Here is a 15,004-nt window from a genome sequence, read left to right as displayed (position 1 = left end):
GTCAACGATAACGCGTTTTTCCTGGATCAACGCGGCGCCTGTGAGTTTTTCGCGAGCAAGCTCGCTCCTACACAAAGCCTTACCCTGGCATCTTTGTTCAGCAATCCGTCAAACGTAGGAAAATCGCCGCCAGCTGTTCAATCCCGACCTGGTCCTCGGGCGTAAAGCGCGCCAGCGAGGGGCTGTCGAGGTCGAGGACACCAATCAACCGGTTGTCCTTGACCAACGGCACCACCAACTCGCTGTTGGAAGCGCTATCGCACGCAATGTGCCCAGGGAACGCATGCACATCCTCCACCCGCTGGGTTTGCCGCGAAGCCGCAGCCGCACCACACACGCCACGGCCGAACGGAATCCGCACACAGGCGATCTGCCCCTGAAATGGTCCGAGCACCAGTTCTTCGTTACGGTTGAGGTAGAAACCCGCCCAGTTCAGATCATCCAGCTGGTTGAACAGGAACGCGGAAAACTGCGCACTGTTGGCGATGAAATCACGCTCATCCGCCAACAGCGACTCCAACTGCGCGCAAAGCATGGCGTAGCCATCAAGGCCGGTACCGGCCTGTTGTAAATCGATCATGGTTGACGTTCCAGCAATTTGAGACCCACCCAATAACGGGCGAATTGATAAGCACACCGGCCGTTGCGGTTGCCGCGACCGGTAGCCCAGCGCACGGCGAGGATATCGAGGGCCTCATCGCGTTGCCACTGTAAACCGGCTTTATTGGCCAGCTCACCGATCCAGTGCTCCACCACATCCAGAAAGTGCTCCTGGGTAAAGGGGTAAAACGACAGCCACAAGCCAAAACGGTCAGACAAGGCAATCTTGTCCTCGACCGCCTCGCTGGGGTGCAACTCACCGTCTACGCGTTTCCAGTTGTCGTTATCACTCTGGTTTTCCGGCACCAGATGGCGGCGGTTCGACGTGGCATACAGCAACACATTGTCCGGTGCCTGCTCCAGCGAACCGTCAAGTACGCTTTTGAGCACACGGTAATCACTTTCACCGGCTTCGAACGACAGGTCATCGCAGAACAGAATGAAGCGTTGCGGCAGCTTGAGCAGCTGCTCGACCACACGTGGCAGGTCGGCCAGTTGATCGCGCTCGATTTCGATCAGGCGCAAACCCGCCTTGGCATGCTGGGCCAGCAGCGCGCGCACCATGGACGATTTGCCGGTGCCACGCGAACCCCAGAGCAACGCATGGTTGGCGGGCAGGCCCTCGATAAATTGCTGGGTGTTGCGGGCCAGTTGCTCACGCTGCCGGTCAACGCCGATCAGGTCGGACAGGCGCATATCCAGGCTGACGTCCAGCGGCAACAGGAAGCCGCTGCGGCCTTCGCGCTGCCAGCGGGCCGCCAGGCACTGGTTCCAGTCAATAGCTTGGCGTGGGGCGGGCAACAAGGGTTCCAGGCGTGCGAGCACCGCATCGGCCCGCTCTAGAAAGGCATTCAATCGAGAATCCACGATTATTCCTCTGGAAAGTTCCTGCAAAAGATGGCGTATTGGCAACCCTGCGGCAGACCGCACGAGGCTGCGTAAAAAACGATTTATGCCGGGTAAGCCTGAGCCTGTGGATGTTCAGCTATGCTTGCCGGGCGAAGGGAAACGTGAAGTGGTTCAACACTCGATGGATATCAAGTTCGCCCACCGCTTGTCTTATAAACAAGCCAGATTGACTGTGCTGGTCGGTTTCGTCTTGGGAACCCTGCTCAGTCTGATCCAAATCGGTATTGATTATGCCAGCGAAGACGCATCCATCAACCGTGAAATACGTTCGCTGATCGAAATCAGCCATAACCCCGCGTCACGTATTGCCTACAACATCGATGCCGAACTCGCCCAGGAATTGACCCTGGGCCTGCTGCAGTCCCCTGCCATCACTCATGCGCAATTGATCGACAACAATGGCGTGGTCCTGGCAGACGTGGTGCGTGCGCCCAAGGAAAGCAGCTACCGGCCCCTCAGTGATTTTCTGTTCGGCGCCAACCGTCAGTTTGAAGACCGCTTGTTCCTCAGCCATATGCCCAATGATTCGCTTGGGGTGCTGCGGCTGGACGTCGACACCTACGCCTTCGGCAGCCGTTTCCTGCATCGCGCCGAAATCACCCTGCTCAACGGATTTGCCCGCAGCCTGCTGCTGACCGGAATACTGCTGGCGTTGTTCTACGTCATGTTGACCCAGCCGCTGGTGCGCATTATCCGTGCCTTGAGCACCAGTAAGCAGACCCATCTGGACTGCCCGCCGGGGCACGAAAACGACGAAATCGGCGTGCTGGTCAACGTCGCCAACCAGCAGTTCGAAAACATGCAGACCGAAATCCAGCAGCGCCGCCACGCTGAAGACCGGCTGACTGAATACCTCGGACAGCTGGAAGATATTGTCTCGGCGCGCACCCTCGAGCTCAAAGCCAGTAACCAGCGCCTGATTCAATCCAATGATGAGCTGGAAGCGGCAAAAATGACCGCCCTGGGCATGGCCCAGGCAAGGGCGGCATTCCTGGCCAACATGAGCCACGAAATCCGCACGCCGCTGAACGGCCTGCTGGGGATGATCGCACTGTCACTGGACAGCCCATTGAACGCCGAACAGCGCCAGCAACTGTCCATTGCCCATGACTCGGGCAAAGTGCTGGTGGAATTGCTCAACGATATCCTCGACCTGTCCAAGTTCGACGCCGGTCAGCTGGAGCTTGAGCACATCCCGTTCGACCTCGGCTCACTGGTGGAAGACACCGCAAACCTGCTGTCTCAGAACGCAGCTCCCAGTGTCGAACTGACGTGCCTGATCGACCCACAGTTCCCCGCCCAGGTCATTGGCGACCCGACCCGTGTACGCCAAATCGTCAGCAACCTGCTCTCCAACGCGTTGAAGTTCACCCGCTTCGGCCGGGTCGATGTACGCCTGCGCGCTCAAGCCGACCGGGTCAGCATCGAAGTGTGCGACACGGGTATCGGCATCGCCCAGGAAGCGCAGGCGAAGATCTTCCAGCCGTTCACTCAGGCCGGTGCCGGTATCACCCGTCAGTTCGGCGGCACTGGCCTGGGCCTGGCGCTGACCTACAACTTGTGCGAAGCGATGAAGGGCCGGCTGACGATCAGTTCGGAGGTCGGGTTTGGCAGCCAGTTCTGCGCCGATCTGCCTTTGCCTACGCATTTGCCGGCCGCCCCGGTGGCACCGCTGACGGGCGAAGTCATTGCCATAACCAACGCGGGCAGCGGCCTGACGGAACTGCTCACCACCCTGCTCCCCCATTGGGGGCTGACACCGCGCTGCTATTCCCAGGACGATGACTTGAGGGGGCAAACGCCGGACCTGCTGATCACGGATTGCCCCGAGTGCCTGTTCCGCCTGCGCCCGGCGATCAGCGCACCGATTCTGGTGGTGACCGCCTATGGCAACTTCATGCCCAGTGAAGAAGTGGCGGCCCTTGCGCCATTGCAGCAACAGGCACGCCCGTTGAGCCGCAACGCGTTGTACCAGATCTTGCAACGTAACCTGCACAGCGACTCGCCGTTGATCCTCGACCCGGTGCAGATAGAAGCCGCCCCCCTTGCCCACCGCGCGTACATCCTGCTGGTGGAGGACAATCCGGTCAATCAACTGGTAGCCAAGGGCATGCTCAACAAATTGGGGTGCAAGGTCATCGTCGCCGCCCATGGTTGCGAAGCGCTCAAGCTGCTTGAAGACCAGCGCTTCGACATGGTGCTGATGGACTGCAACATGCCGGTGATGGACGGCTACGAGGCGAGTCGGCAAATTCGTCGCAGCGGGCGTTGGCCGGACCTGCCCATCGTCGCGTTGACGGCCAACGCGATGTCTGAAGAACGCGAGCGTTGCCGGGCGGCGGGGATGAATGATTATCTGGCCAAGCCGTTTCGCCGTGAAGAACTCAATGCGTTGCTGGACCTCTGGGTGCCTAAGACGACAACCCTTTGACCTGCGCCAGCAACTGGTCCAGGCCATTGCGCAGGGCGTCAGCCTGATTCAGGTCGATGCCACTGTCGCACAGTAACCGGGTCTTCAAACTCTGAGTCCGGTCGCGCAATTGCACGCCGGCCTCGCTCAGGCTCAGGTGCACTTCGCGCTCATCCTTGGCGCTGCGCTGACGCCTCACCAGTGCAAGCTGCTCAAGCCGCTTGAGCAACGGCGTCAACGTGCCCGAATCCAGCATCAGCCGTTCCCCTAACGCCTTGACCGTGGGTTGCGCCGGTGCAGCGTCGTGCCATTCCCACAACACCAGCATCACCACGTATTGCGGATAGGTCAGGCCCAACTGATCCAGCATCGGCTTATAGGCCCGGGTGACCGCGCGTGAGGCGGCGTAGAGCTTGAAACACAACTGGTTGTCCAGGGCGAGGGATACGCCAGGCAGATCGGTCATTTGAGCAGCGCTTCGATCTCTTGGGTCAGGTCCTCAGGCTTGGTGGTCGGGGCAAAACGCTTGACCACCTGACCGTTGCGACCGACGAGGAACTTGGTGAAGTTCCACTTGATGCCCTTGGAACCCAGCAGCCCCGGTGCCTGTTTTTTCAACTGAACAAACAAAGGGTGAGCATCGCTGCCATTGACGTCGATCTTCTTGAACAGCGGGAAACTGACGCCGAAGTTCAGCTCGCAAAACTCGGAGATTGCCCCTTCATTGCCAGGTTCCTGCTTGCCGAACTGGTTGCAGGGAAAACCCAGCACCACCAGACCCCGGTCTTTGTACTGCTGCCAGAGTTGCTCCAACCCTTTGTACTGCGGCGTGAAACCGCATTTGCTGGCGGTATTGACCACCAGGATGGCTTTGCCGGCGAAATCGGCCAAGGTCTTTTGCTCACCCTTGATGGTGGTGCAAGGGATACTCAGCAAGTTGTCGCTCATGACAGTGCCTCGGATAAGGGGAAGAAGCAAAAAGATAGTGGGTAATTCAATTGTGTGCAATTTAATTACCGGGATTGATGGCGCGTTATCAGCCTCGACTCAGGCCAAATGTGGGAGCGAGCTTGCTCGCGAAAGCGGTCTATCAGCTGACATATCTACTGACTGACACGCCCTATTCACGAGCAAGCCCGCACACAATTGAAGGTCGTTGCCGGTCTAACGCGGTACCAGGTCCAGGCACACCGAATTGATGCAGTAACGCAGGCCGGTCGGCGGTGGACCGTCCGGGAATACATGACCCAGATGGGCATCACACTTGGCGCAGGTGACTTCGGTACGGATCATGCCGTGGCTGACATCGCGGATCTCGATCATCGCGCTGTCGGCAATCGGCGCGTAGAAACTCGGCCAGCCGCATCCCGAATCAAATTTCGTGGTGGAGTCGAACAGCGGCTCATTGCAGCAGACGCAGTGGTACACGCCGTCGGTCTTGGTGCCATTGTATTTGCCGCTGAAAGGTCGCTCGGTGCCCTTGAGACGGCACACGTTGTACTGCTCTGGATCGAGCATCGTCTTCCATTCATCAACGGTTTTCTGCAACTTTTCCATCGGTACACCTCGGCAACTGAAAAACCCTGATCTGTGTCTTTTCCATGGATCAGGCGGCACGTATGATTGCGCCTCTTCAAAACGCCAGTCTGGCACCCACGCTACCGGCATTCAAACGTATTTATCGGATTCACAGTACGGTAGTGTCCACACCGTCTGAATCGTTCATTTTCAGGATCACATCGCCATGCAGGTCAGCAAATCGAACAAGCTCGCCAACGTCTGCTACGACATTCGCGGCCCGGTGCTCAAGCACGCCAAGCGCCTGGAAGAGGAAGGCCATCGCATCCTCAAGCTGAACATCGGCAACCCGGCGCCCTTTGGTTTCGAAGCGCCGGACGAAATTCTCCAGGATGTGATCCGCAACCTGCCGACCGCCCAGGGCTACAGTGACTCCAAGGGCCTGTTCAGCGCACGTAAAGCCGTGATGCAGTACTACCAGCAGAAGCAGGTCGAAGGTGTCGGCATCGAAGACATCTACCTGGGCAATGGGGTGTCCGAGCTGATCGTGATGTCCATGCAGGCCCTGCTCAACAATGGCGACGAAGTCCTGGTGCCGGCCCCGGATTATCCGCTGTGGACCGCCGCCGTGACCCTCGCCGGCGGCCACCCGGTGCACTATCTGTGTGACGAAGGCGCCGACTGGTTCCCGGACCTGGCCGACATCAAGGCCAAGATCACCCCGAACACCAAGGCTCTGGTGATCATCAACCCGAACAACCCCACCGGTGCCGTGTATTCCAGGGAAGTGCTGCTGGGCATGCTTGAACTGGCGCGCCAACACAACCTGGTGGTGTTCTCCGACGAGATCTACGACAAGATCCTCTACGACGACGCCGTGCACGTGTGCACCGCCTCCCTGGCACCGGACCTGTTGTGCCTGACTTTCAACGGTTTGTCCAAGTCCTACCGCGTCGCCGGTTTCCGCTCCGGCTGGATCGCCATCTCGGGCCCCAAGCACAACGCCCAGAGCTACATCGAAGGCATCGACATGCTGGCCAACATGCGCCTGTGTGCCAACGTGCCGAGCCAGCACGCGATCCAGACCGCCCTTGGCGGGTATCAGAGCATCAATGACCTCGTGCTGCCCCAGGGCCGCCTGCTGGAGCAACGCAACCGTACCTGGGAGCTGCTCAACGCGATTCCTGGCGTCAGTTGCGTGAAACCCATGGGAGCGTTGTATGCCTTCCCGAGGATCGACCCGAAAGTGTGCCCGATCCTCAACGACGAGAAGTTCGTGCTCGACCTGCTGCTGTCGGAAAAGCTGCTGGTGGTCCAGGGCACCGCGTTCAACTGGCCATGGCCGGATCACTTCCGGGTAGTGACCCTGCCGCGCGTGGATGACCTGGACATGGCCATTGGTCGCATCGGCAACTTCCTCAAGTCCTATCGCCAGTAATGGATCTATCGCTGTACGGCCCTCATTCGGTCGTACAGCGAGCATCTGGCAACACTTCTCTGCCCTGCTTCTCCGTCCTCCCTGTGGCTGCCCCCACTAATCGGCAAGCCCCCTATAATTACGGGACGGCAGGGTAAAAGTGGGGTGATGAAGGCAAGCTTGGTGGGTCAGAAAATCCTTTCAAGGCTCTACGTTCAGGCTGTAGGACACAGTTTGAAATAGTCGCTCGGTTGAATCACCCCATCCCGCACCTTATATACCCCGCAGTACGCGACATATTAAGCCTGAGGAGAACTCTACAACCATGATGCGCATCCTGCTGTTTTTGGCCACTAACCTGGCGGTCGTGCTGATTGCCAGCATCACCCTGAGCCTGTTCGGCTTCAACGGGTTCATGGCGGCCAACGGGGTTGACCTGAACCTCAATCAGCTGCTGGTTTTCTGTGCGGTCTTTGGTTTCGCCGGCTCGCTGTTCTCGCTGTTCATCTCCAAGTGGATGGCGAAGATGAGCACCAGCACCCAGGTCATCACCCAGCCACGCACCCGACATGAGCAATGGTTGTTGCAGACCGTTGAGCAGCTGTCCCGTGACGCCGGCATCAAGATGCCCGAGGTAGGCATTTTCCCGGCTTATGAGGCCAACGCATTCGCCACCGGCTGGAACAAGAACGACGCGCTCGTCGCGGTGAGCCAGGGCATGCTGGAACGCTTCTCGTACGACGAAGTGAAAGCGGTGCTGGCCCACGAGATCGGCCACGTGGCCAACGGTGACATGGTCACCCTGGCATTGGTACAAGGGGTAGTGAACACCTTCGTCATGTTCTTTGCGCGAATCATCGGCAACTTTGTCGACAAGGTGATCTTCAAGAACGAAGAAGGCCGCGGTATCGCCTATTACGTGGCGACCATCTTTGCCGAACTGGTACTGGGCTTCCTGGCCAGCGCAATCACCATGTGGTTCTCGCGCAAACGGGAATTCCGTGCAGACGAAGCCGGTGCCCGCCTGGCCGGCACCGGGGCAATGATCGCAGCGCTGCAACACCTGCGCTCCGAACAGGGCCTGCCGGTACACATGCCGGACAGCCTGACCGCATTCGGTATCAACGGCGGCATCAAACAGGGCATGGCTCGCCTGTTCATGAGCCACCCGCCGCTGGAAGAGCGGATCGACGCATTGCGCCGTCGCGGCTGATTCCCGGTAACGCAAAAGGGGCGATTATATCGCCCCTTTTTTTTGACCGTGGTTTATACCCTGGTTAACCGATAAGCGCGCTCTTCAAGGCGAGTGACGCCATCCTGCACAAACTTCCAGCTTTCACCCAGGATGTCCTGCTCCTGCAACACCTCCAGCGTCCACCGCTCACCCAATAGCTTGTGCACTTCCTCGTCAGTCACCGCAAACGGCGGCCCGGCTTTTTGCATCTGCTCGTAATCCAGAGTGATCAACAGCCCCTGGCAACCTGGCCGCAGCAGCGTGTTCAGATGCTCGGCGTACTGCACACGCATCAACGGCGGCAACGCGATCAAGGCGGCGCGGTCATAGAGCGCAGTGCAATCAGCCAACGGCTCAGCGCCCAAGGCAAAAAAATCACCACACCAGATTTCGATCAGACCCGCCTGATATACCTTGAACACCCCCCGCTCGCTGATTCGCGGGGTCAGGTTCTGCTCGCTGAAAAACGCTTCGACCGCCTGCTCCGACAGCTCCACACCCAACACCCGCAACCCTTGGCTGGCCAGCCACATCAAGTCCAGGCTCTTGCCACACAGCGGCACCAGCACCTTGGAGCCTTCAGCGACGGCCAATAGCGGCCAGTGTCGTTGCAGATAAGCGTTGACCTGCGGCAGGTGAAAGCCGATCTGATTGCGCGCCCAGCGTTCCCGCCAAAATTTGGGTTCCATGAATCACCCTAAAAATTCGATCAAAAGGGGTTAAAACTTATATTAGATTTAGATCAATGATCTGATTGAAGATGAGCCATGTTAACGCTCAGGACCCGACTTATGCTCCCTAGCCTGTTTATTTCTCATGGATCTCCCATGCTTGCCCTGCAACCCGGCGCCAGCGGCCCGGCACTCCAACGCCTTGCCGCCGAACTGCCACGGCCGAAGGCGATTGTAGTGGTGTCGGCGCATTGGGAAAGCGACCAGTTGCTGGTCAGCGGCAGCGCTGCCCCGCAAACCTGGCATGACTTCGGCGGTTTCCCACGTGAGCTGTTTGCCGTGCAGTATCCTGCGCCCGGCAACCCGCAATTGGCTGGCCGGATCGTCGAACTGCTGCATGCCGATGGCCTGGATGCGCGCATTGATGAGCGCCGCCCCTTTGACCACGGGACTTGGGTGCCTTTGTCGCTGATGTACCCGGCGGCGGATATCCCGGTGGTCCAGGTGTCCCTGCCCAGCCGCATGGGCCCTGCCCTGCAAACCCGGGTCGGACATGCCCTCGCCGAGCTGCGTGAACAGGGCATCTTGCTGATCGGCTCCGGCAGCATCACCCATAACCTGGGTGAACTGGACTGGCATGCGGGGCCGCAGAGCATCGAACCATGGGCTCGGGACTTCCGTGACTGGGTGGTGGACAAGCTTGCCGCCGACGATGAAGCGGCCTTGCATGATTACCGTCGCCAGGCACCCAATGCGGTACGCAGCCATCCCAGTGATGAACACCTGCTGCCGCTGTACTTTGCGCGCGGCGCCGGAGGGACATTCAGCGTGGCACACCAGGGCTTCACTATGGGAGCACTGGGCATGGACATCTATCGCTTCGGTTAACCGCCGGGCAAAAAAAATCCCCGAACCAGTCGGGGATTTTTTAGGTGCGATCAATCAGCCCAAGGGCGGATCAATCTTCGCGGTAGCGACGCAGTTTGAGCTGCTTGCCGGCAACGCGTGTGTCTTTCAGCTTGGCCAGCAGTTTTTCCAGGCCGTCTTCCGGCAGCTCCACCAGAGAGAAGCTGTCACGCACCTGGATACGACCGATGGCTTCACGTGCCAGGCCACCCTCGTTGAGGATAGCGCCCAGCAGGTTCTTGGCAGCGATACCGTCACGCGCACCCAGCGCGGTACGGCAACGAGCACGGCCTTCAGCCAATGGCACCGGAGCACGACGCTCACGATCACCGCGGTCTGGACGGTCACCGGAACGCTCTGGACGATCGCCACGTGGCGCGCTGTTCGGCACCAGTGGGCGTTCTTTCTCGATGGCTGCCAGGGTCAGGGCCTGACCGTTGGTGGCTTTACGCAGCAGGGCTGCTGCCAGGGCGCGCGGGGTGCAACCGATATCGGCGGTCAGGCGGTCCAGCAGGTCGCCATGGGTCGATTCAGCGTCAGCCACCAGCGGCGACAGGCTGTTGGTCAGCTTCTTGATGCGAGCATCCAGAACTGCCTGGGCATCCGGCAGGCGGACTTCGGCAACTTTCTGACCGGTTACGCGCTCGATGACTTGCAGCATGCGGCGCTCACGTGGAGTCACCAGCAGCAGTGCACGGCCTTCGCGACCCGCACGGCCGGTACGGCCGATACGGTGAACGTAGGACTCCGGATCGTACGGCATGTCAACGTTGAACACGTGAGTGATGCGTGGAACGTCGAGACCACGAGCCGCCACGTCGGTGGCGACAACGATGTCCAGGCGACCATCCTTGAGGGAGTCGATGACGCGCTCACGTTGGTTCTGGGCGATGTCACCGTTCAGCGCAGCGGCCTTGTAGCCTTTGGCTTCCAGGGCACTGGCCAGGTCCAGGGTCGCTTGCTTGGTGCGCACGAACATGATCAGGGCATCGAAGTCTTCGACTTCCAGCAGGCTCAATACAGCCGAGGTCTTCTGGTCAGCGTGAACCAACAGGTGAGCCTGTTCGATCGCGGTAACGGTCTGAGTCTTGGTCTGGATCTTGACGTGCTCAGGATCGCGCAGGTGGCGTTCGGCAATGGCACGGATCGACTGTGGCAGGGTGGCCGAGAACAGTACGGTCTGACGGGTCGGTGGCAGAGCCTTGAAGATGACTTCCAGGTCATCCATGAAGCCCAGCTTCAGCATTTCGTCAGCTTCGTCGAGAACCAGGTGGTTCACGGTCGACAGGACTTTTTCGTCACGACGCAGGTGGTCGCACAGACGGCCCGGAGTGGCGACAACGATCTGTGCGCCATTACGGATTGCCTTGAGTTGTGGGCCCATGGGCGCGCCGCCGTAAACGGCCACAACGGTTACGCCCGGCATTTGCTTGGCGTAAGTTTCAAAGGCGGTTGCTACTTGCAGCGCCAACTCACGGGTTGGCGCCAGGATCAGGGCTTGCGGTTCGCGCTTGGCAGGATCGATGCATTGCAGGATAGGCAGGGCGAAGGCAGCGGTTTTACCGGTACCGGTTTGCGCCTGGCCAATCATGTCTTTGCCGGCCATGATGATCGGGATCGATTGCTGCTGAATCGCCGAAGGCTCTTCGTAGCCGGTCGCTGCGACGGCTGCAAGAATATTCGGGTTAAGATTAAAAGCGGCGAAGCCGCCGGTTTCCTGGGTCATGGGTCTGCCTCTAAGTGCATCCGCAAAGACCCATGCTCCAAAGCTGCGCATGCCGTGTTGAGACTCAAGAGTCGCCCTGGCTGCTTTGTCGGCGGGGATTTGCGAAAACGAATGAATGAAAAAGATTCGTCAAGGAAGAGTCCGCTGTGCGGACGTGCAGCCGAAGCTGACTTCGGGGAATTGCGCTACCTAAACGCGGCCCGGTTAAAGGCCGGCGCGCACTATACCGGAAATAGCTGAAAAAGGGAGCTTTTTTTATCGCAAAGCACTGATAAACCGCGCTGTATCACAGCCTTTGCAGAGAAGATCGGCAAGGTCTATTTTTCAAAGGCCCGGCCCTGTTGGTCAAAACACTTAAACGGTTCACCTTCCGATTGAGACCCTTTGGTCTGAAACCCTTCCCTACGCCCGAGGGCACCCCGATGAATCAAGCCAGCAGCAGCCGCGTCAGCCGTGCACTCCAGGGCCATGTCCTGCTACTGGGCCTGGACCGGGTGGCCAAACGCAATGCTTTTGATCTGGATCTGCTCAATGCGCTGAGCCTGGCGTATGGCGAATTTGATCGAAATGATGACGCACGGGTGGCGGTGGTATTTGCCCATGGCGACCACTTCACCGCCGGGCTGGACCTGGCCAATGTCAGCGCCGTGATGGCCGGCGGTTGGCAGCCGCCACTGGGGGGTTGCGATCCCTGGGGGGTGTTCGCCGGCCCCCGCGTGAACAAACCGGTGATCGTCGCGGCGCAGGGCTACTGCCTGACCCTCGGGATCGAATTGATGCTCGCGGCGGATATCAATCTGTGCGCCAGCAACACGCGTTTTGCGCAGATGGAGGTCCAACGCGGGATCTTTCCATTTGGCGGCGCGACACTACGCTTTCATCAAGTCGCCGGCTGGGGCAATGCGATGCGCTGGCTGCTCACCGGCGACGAGTTCGACGCCCATGAAGCCCTGCGCCTGGGGCTGGTTCAGGAGGTGATGGCCAGCGAAGACCTGCTACCGCGCGCCATCGAACTCGCCAACCGGATTGCGCGCCAGGCCCCGCTCGGCGTACAGGCCACGTTGATGTCGGCACGCATGGCGCGCAATGAGGGCGAGACCGTCGCGGCCGCCGCGCTGCCACCCATGGTGGAGAAGTTGCTCAACAGTGAAGATGCCAAGGAAGGAGTCCGGGCGATGATCGAGAAGCGTCCGGGGGTGTTCAAGGGTATTTGAATTGGCTGGGCCCGCCATCGGAACAAGCCCCCTCCCCCATTTGCAATGAGTTCCAAGTGTGGGAGGGGGCTTGCCCCCGATGGCGCCGGCACAGCCAACTAAGTCGCCGGCCGAATCACCTTGATCAGCGACTGCAACGAATAACCCAGGCGCGGCGCCAATGCTTCGGCACGGGCCGAGAGTGCATCCAGGTCCAGTTCCCGATCCAGCTCGGAAGGCACCAGCAAAATCACATTGCCCTCCTTTACCGGCAGCTCCCAGTAATGCCGGTGGTACAACCCACGCAGCAACGCCGCGCCCAGTGGCTTGCCATCGTCCGTGGCCCATTGGTTGATCACCAGCCAACCGCCAGGGTTGAGTTTCTTCTGGCAGTCTTCCAGGAACGTCCAGGCCAGGTGCCCGACACCCGGGCCGACATCGGTGTACAGGTCGACGAAAATCAGGTCGGCCGACTCGGCACTGCCAAGCAATTGCAGGGCGTCGCCAATGCGGATGTACAACCGCGGGTCATCGTCCAACCCCAGATATTCAATCGCCAGGCGCGGCACATCCGGGCGCAGCTCAATGGCTTCGACGTCTTCCAGCGGCAGGAACTTGAGGCACGCCTGGGTCAGCGTACCGGCGCCCAGGCCGAGAAACAGCGCACTCTCCGGTTGTTCATGGCACAACGCACCAATGAGCATGGCACGGGTATAGTCGTACTCCAGCCAGCTCGGGTCGGCGGTGAATACGCAGCTTTGCTCGATGGCATCACCAAATTCGAGAAACCGGTAATCGGCCACTTCGAGCACACGGATCATGCCGAAGTCATCATGGACTTCGGCCAACAGCTGCTCGACACGCTCCTCGCTCATCACGACTCCTAATGGGTTTGCCGCTCGGCAAAGGCGCGATTGTCGGCCAAGCGGCAGCAGCAGGTCACGCACTAATTGCTGATAACATCCGCTCTACCGACAACCCAACCAACGAGTTCATGATGAGCCAACCCTGGAGTCCCGACAGCTGGCGCACAATGCCGATCCAGCAACAACCCCAGTACCCGGATGCAGCCCACTTGCTGCAAGTGGAACAAAACCTGGCGAGCTACCCGCCGCTGGTATTTGCCGGGGAAGCCCGTGAACTGCGCCGTCAGTTCGCCGAAGTGACCCAGGGCCGCGCCTTCCTGTTGCAAGGCGGCGACTGCGCCGAGAGCTTTGCCGAGTTTTCCGCCGCCAAAATCCGCGACACCTTCAAGGTGCTGCTGCAGATGGCAATCGTGATGACCTTTGCCGCCGGCTGCCCGGTGGTGAAGGTCGGGCGCATGGCCGGCCAGTTCGCCAAGCCGCGTTCGGCCAACGATGAAACCATCGACGGCATCACCCTGCCCGCGTACCGCGGCGATATCGTCAACGGGATCGGCTTCGACGAAAAAAGCCGCGTGCCGGACCCCGACCGTCTGTTGCAGTCCTATCACCAGTCCACGGCCACCTTGAACCTGCTGCGCGCCTTCGCCCAGGGCGGTTTCGCCGACCTGCACCAGGTACACAAGTGGAACCTGGACTTCATCGCCAACTCCGCCCTTGCCGAGAAATACAGCCAGTTGGCCGACCGCATCGATGAAACCCTGGCCTTCATGCGCGCCTGCGGCATGGACAGCTCGCCGCAATTGCGCGAAACCAGCTTCTTCACCGCCCACGAAGCGCTGCTGCTCAACTACGAACAAGCCTTCGTACGCCGCGACAGCCTGACCAACGACTATTACGATTGTTCGGCCCACATGCTGTGGATCGGCGACCGCACCCGTCAGTTGGACGGCGCCCATGTCGAATTCCTGCGCGGGGTGAACAACCCGATCGGGGTCAAGGTCGGCCCGAGCATGAACCCGGACGACCTGATCCGCTTGATCGATATCCTCAACCCGGACAACGACCCCGGCCGCCTCAACCTGATTGCCCGCATGGGCGCCAACAAGGTCGGTGATCATCTGCCCGACCTGATTCGCGCCGTGCAGCGCGAAGGCAAGCAGGTGCTGTGGAGCTCCGACCCGATGCACGGCAACACCATCAAGGCCAGCAGCGGCTACAAGACCCGCGACTTTGCGCAGATCCTCAGTGAAGTGAAGGAGTTTTTCCAGGTTCACCAGGCCGAAGGCAGTTATGCCGGCGGGATTCATATCGAAATGACCGGGCAGAACGTCACCGAATGCATCGGCGGTGCACGACCGATCACCGAAGATGGTTTGTCGGATCGTTATCACACCCACTGCGACCCGCGGATGAATGCCGATCAGTCGCTGGAGCTGGCGTTTTTGATTGCTGAAACATTGAAGCAGGTCAAGCGCTGAGGTTTGAGCCGCCTGCACTGACGCCATCGCGAGCAAGCCCGCTGCCACATTTGCCCACGTACTTCCTTTGGAACGC

14 protein-coding genes are annotated in these 15,004 nt (G+C 59.7%); 6 read left to right on the top strand and 8 right to left on the bottom strand.

Going from position 1 to position 15,004, the window contains the following annotated elements; translation table 11 throughout:
• Positions 1–97: 97 nt before the first annotated feature.
• Together DK870_RS13370 and DK870_RS13365 are read right to left on the bottom strand one after the other, a co-directional pair.
• Positions 98–580 (bottom strand): GAF domain-containing protein, encoded by a 483-nt coding sequence (locus DK870_RS13370; protein ID WP_090366007.1) that lies wholly within the window; start codon positions 578–580, stop codon positions 98–100.
• The gene (locus DK870_RS13365) at positions 577–1,467 is read right to left on the bottom strand and encodes an ATP-binding protein (protein ID WP_161548838.1); all 891 of its coding nucleotides are present in this window, start codon (positions 1,465–1,467) and stop codon (positions 577–579) included. The genes DK870_RS13370 and DK870_RS13365 overlap by 4 nt, the downstream gene beginning before the upstream one ends.
• Positions 1,468–1,630: 163 nt before the next feature.
• On the opposite strand from DK870_RS13365, the gene DK870_RS13360 reads away from it, so the two are divergent.
• A complete protein-coding gene (locus DK870_RS13360) occupies positions 1,631–3,940 on the top strand; it encodes a response regulator (RefSeq protein ID WP_161548881.1) in 2,310 nt (769 codons plus the stop codon).
• Here DK870_RS13360 and DK870_RS13355 read toward each other — a convergent pair.
• From DK870_RS13355 to msrB, 3 genes are all read right to left on the bottom strand, one after another.
• Positions 3,921–4,385, bottom strand: a complete 465-nt coding sequence (locus DK870_RS13355) for a MarR family winged helix-turn-helix transcriptional regulator (protein ID WP_060753274.1) — start codon at positions 4,383–4,385, stop codon at positions 3,921–3,923. The genes DK870_RS13360 and DK870_RS13355 overlap by 20 nt on opposite strands.
• Complete coding sequence (locus DK870_RS13350) at positions 4,382–4,867, bottom strand: glutathione peroxidase (protein WP_060753273.1); 486 nt, start codon at positions 4,865–4,867, stop codon at positions 4,382–4,384. The genes DK870_RS13355 and DK870_RS13350 overlap by 4 nt, the downstream gene beginning before the upstream one ends.
• Before the next feature lie 216 nt (positions 4,868–5,083).
• Positions 5,084–5,476: a peptide-methionine (R)-S-oxide reductase MsrB gene (msrB, locus tag DK870_RS13345; RefSeq protein WP_161548837.1), complete on the bottom strand. Its 393-nt coding sequence runs from the start codon at positions 5,474–5,476 to the stop codon at positions 5,084–5,086.
• A 187-nt stretch (positions 5,477–5,663) separates the two neighbouring features.
• Here msrB and DK870_RS13340 point away from each other — a divergent pair, with 187 nt between their 5' ends.
• Complete coding sequence (locus DK870_RS13340) at positions 5,664–6,875, top strand: pyridoxal phosphate-dependent aminotransferase (protein ID WP_025857865.1); 1,212 nt, start codon at positions 5,664–5,666, stop codon at positions 6,873–6,875.
• Between the two features lie 304 nt (positions 6,876–7,179).
• Positions 7,180–8,067, top strand: coding sequence for a protease HtpX (gene htpX, locus DK870_RS13335; protein WP_060753271.1), 888 nt, complete (start codon positions 7,180–7,182; stop codon positions 8,065–8,067).
• A gap of 53 nt (positions 8,068–8,120) precedes the next feature.
• Here htpX and DK870_RS13330 read toward each other — a convergent pair whose 3' ends face one another.
• Positions 8,121–8,777: a thiopurine S-methyltransferase gene (locus DK870_RS13330; RefSeq protein ID WP_161548836.1), complete on the bottom strand. Its 657-nt coding sequence runs from the start codon at positions 8,775–8,777 to the stop codon at positions 8,121–8,123.
• Positions 8,778–8,879: 102 nt separating this feature from the next.
• Here DK870_RS13330 and DK870_RS13325 point away from each other — a divergent pair, with 102 nt between their 5' ends.
• Positions 8,880–9,647, top strand: coding sequence for a class III extradiol ring-cleavage dioxygenase (locus DK870_RS13325; RefSeq protein WP_060753269.1), 768 nt, complete (start codon positions 8,880–8,882; stop codon positions 9,645–9,647).
• A gap of 70 nt (positions 9,648–9,717) precedes the next feature.
• On the opposite strand, the gene DK870_RS13320 is transcribed toward DK870_RS13325, so the two are convergent.
• Positions 9,718–11,391, bottom strand: coding sequence for a DEAD/DEAH box helicase (locus tag DK870_RS13320; RefSeq protein ID WP_016972326.1), 1,674 nt, complete (start codon positions 11,389–11,391; stop codon positions 9,718–9,720).
• Between the two features lie 422 nt (positions 11,392–11,813).
• Here DK870_RS13320 and DK870_RS13315 point away from each other — a divergent pair, with 422 nt between their 5' ends.
• On the top strand, positions 11,814–12,605 hold the full coding sequence (locus tag DK870_RS13315; protein ID WP_104995899.1) for a crotonase/enoyl-CoA hydratase family protein: 792 nt from the start codon (positions 11,814–11,816) through the stop codon (positions 12,603–12,605).
• 98 nt (positions 12,606–12,703) lie between these two features.
• On the opposite strand, the gene DK870_RS13310 is transcribed toward DK870_RS13315, so the two are convergent.
• The gene (locus DK870_RS13310) at positions 12,704–13,459 is read right to left on the bottom strand and encodes a spermidine synthase (RefSeq protein ID WP_161548835.1); all 756 of its coding nucleotides are present in this window, start codon (positions 13,457–13,459) and stop codon (positions 12,704–12,706) included.
• 122 nt (positions 13,460–13,581) lie between these two features.
• Between DK870_RS13310 and DK870_RS13305 the strand changes: the two genes are divergently transcribed.
• Complete coding sequence (locus DK870_RS13305) at positions 13,582–14,928, top strand: class II 3-deoxy-7-phosphoheptulonate synthase (protein WP_060753326.1); 1,347 nt, start codon at positions 13,582–13,584, stop codon at positions 14,926–14,928.
• Positions 14,929–15,004 lie beyond the last annotated feature (76 nt).

This window comes from Pseudomonas sp. Q1 (assembly GCF_009935975.1).
In the GTDB taxonomy this organism is placed as follows: domain Bacteria; phylum Pseudomonadota; class Gammaproteobacteria; order Pseudomonadales; family Pseudomonadaceae; genus Aquipseudomonas; species Aquipseudomonas palleroniana.
The sequence above is the reverse complement of the archived record's forward strand: the minus strand, read 5'-3'. Positions and strand labels throughout refer to the sequence as shown.

Excerpts from the sequence above, each read along its gene's own strand:
- DK870_RS13340 (WP_025857865.1), top strand. The coding sequence starts at position 5,664 with ATGCAGGTCAGCAAATCGAACAAGCTCGCCAACGTCTGCTACGACATT.
- DK870_RS13320 (WP_016972326.1), bottom strand. The coding sequence starts at position 11,391 with ATGACCCAGGAAACCGGCGGCTTCGCCGCTTTTAATCTTAACCCGAAT.
- DK870_RS13325 (WP_060753269.1), top strand. The coding sequence starts at position 8,880 with ATGCTCCCTAGCCTGTTTATTTCTCATGGATCTCCCATGCTTGCCCTG.
- DK870_RS13350 (WP_060753273.1), bottom strand. The coding sequence starts at position 4,867 with ATGAGCGACAACTTGCTGAGTATCCCTTGCACCACCATCAAGGGTGAG.
- DK870_RS13330 (WP_161548836.1), bottom strand. The coding sequence starts at position 8,777 with ATGGAACCCAAATTTTGGCGGGAACGCTGGGCGCGCAATCAGATCGGC.
- DK870_RS13310 (WP_161548835.1), bottom strand. The coding sequence starts at position 13,459 with ATGAGCGAGGAGCGTGTCGAGCAGCTGTTGGCCGAAGTCCATGATGAC.
- htpX (WP_060753271.1), top strand. The coding sequence starts at position 7,180 with ATGATGCGCATCCTGCTGTTTTTGGCCACTAACCTGGCGGTCGTGCTG.
- DK870_RS13315 (WP_104995899.1), top strand. The coding sequence starts at position 11,814 with ATGAATCAAGCCAGCAGCAGCCGCGTCAGCCGTGCACTCCAGGGCCAT.
- DK870_RS13360 (WP_161548881.1), top strand. The coding sequence starts at position 1,631 with ATGGATATCAAGTTCGCCCACCGCTTGTCTTATAAACAAGCCAGATTG.
- DK870_RS13305 (WP_060753326.1), top strand. The coding sequence starts at position 13,582 with ATGAGCCAACCCTGGAGTCCCGACAGCTGGCGCACAATGCCGATCCAG.
- DK870_RS13370 (WP_090366007.1), bottom strand. The coding sequence starts at position 580 with ATGATCGATTTACAACAGGCCGGTACCGGCCTTGATGGCTACGCCATG.
- msrB (WP_161548837.1), bottom strand. The coding sequence starts at position 5,476 with ATGGAAAAGTTGCAGAAAACCGTTGATGAATGGAAGACGATGCTCGAT.
- DK870_RS13355 (WP_060753274.1), bottom strand. The coding sequence starts at position 4,385 with ATGACCGATCTGCCTGGCGTATCCCTCGCCCTGGACAACCAGTTGTGT.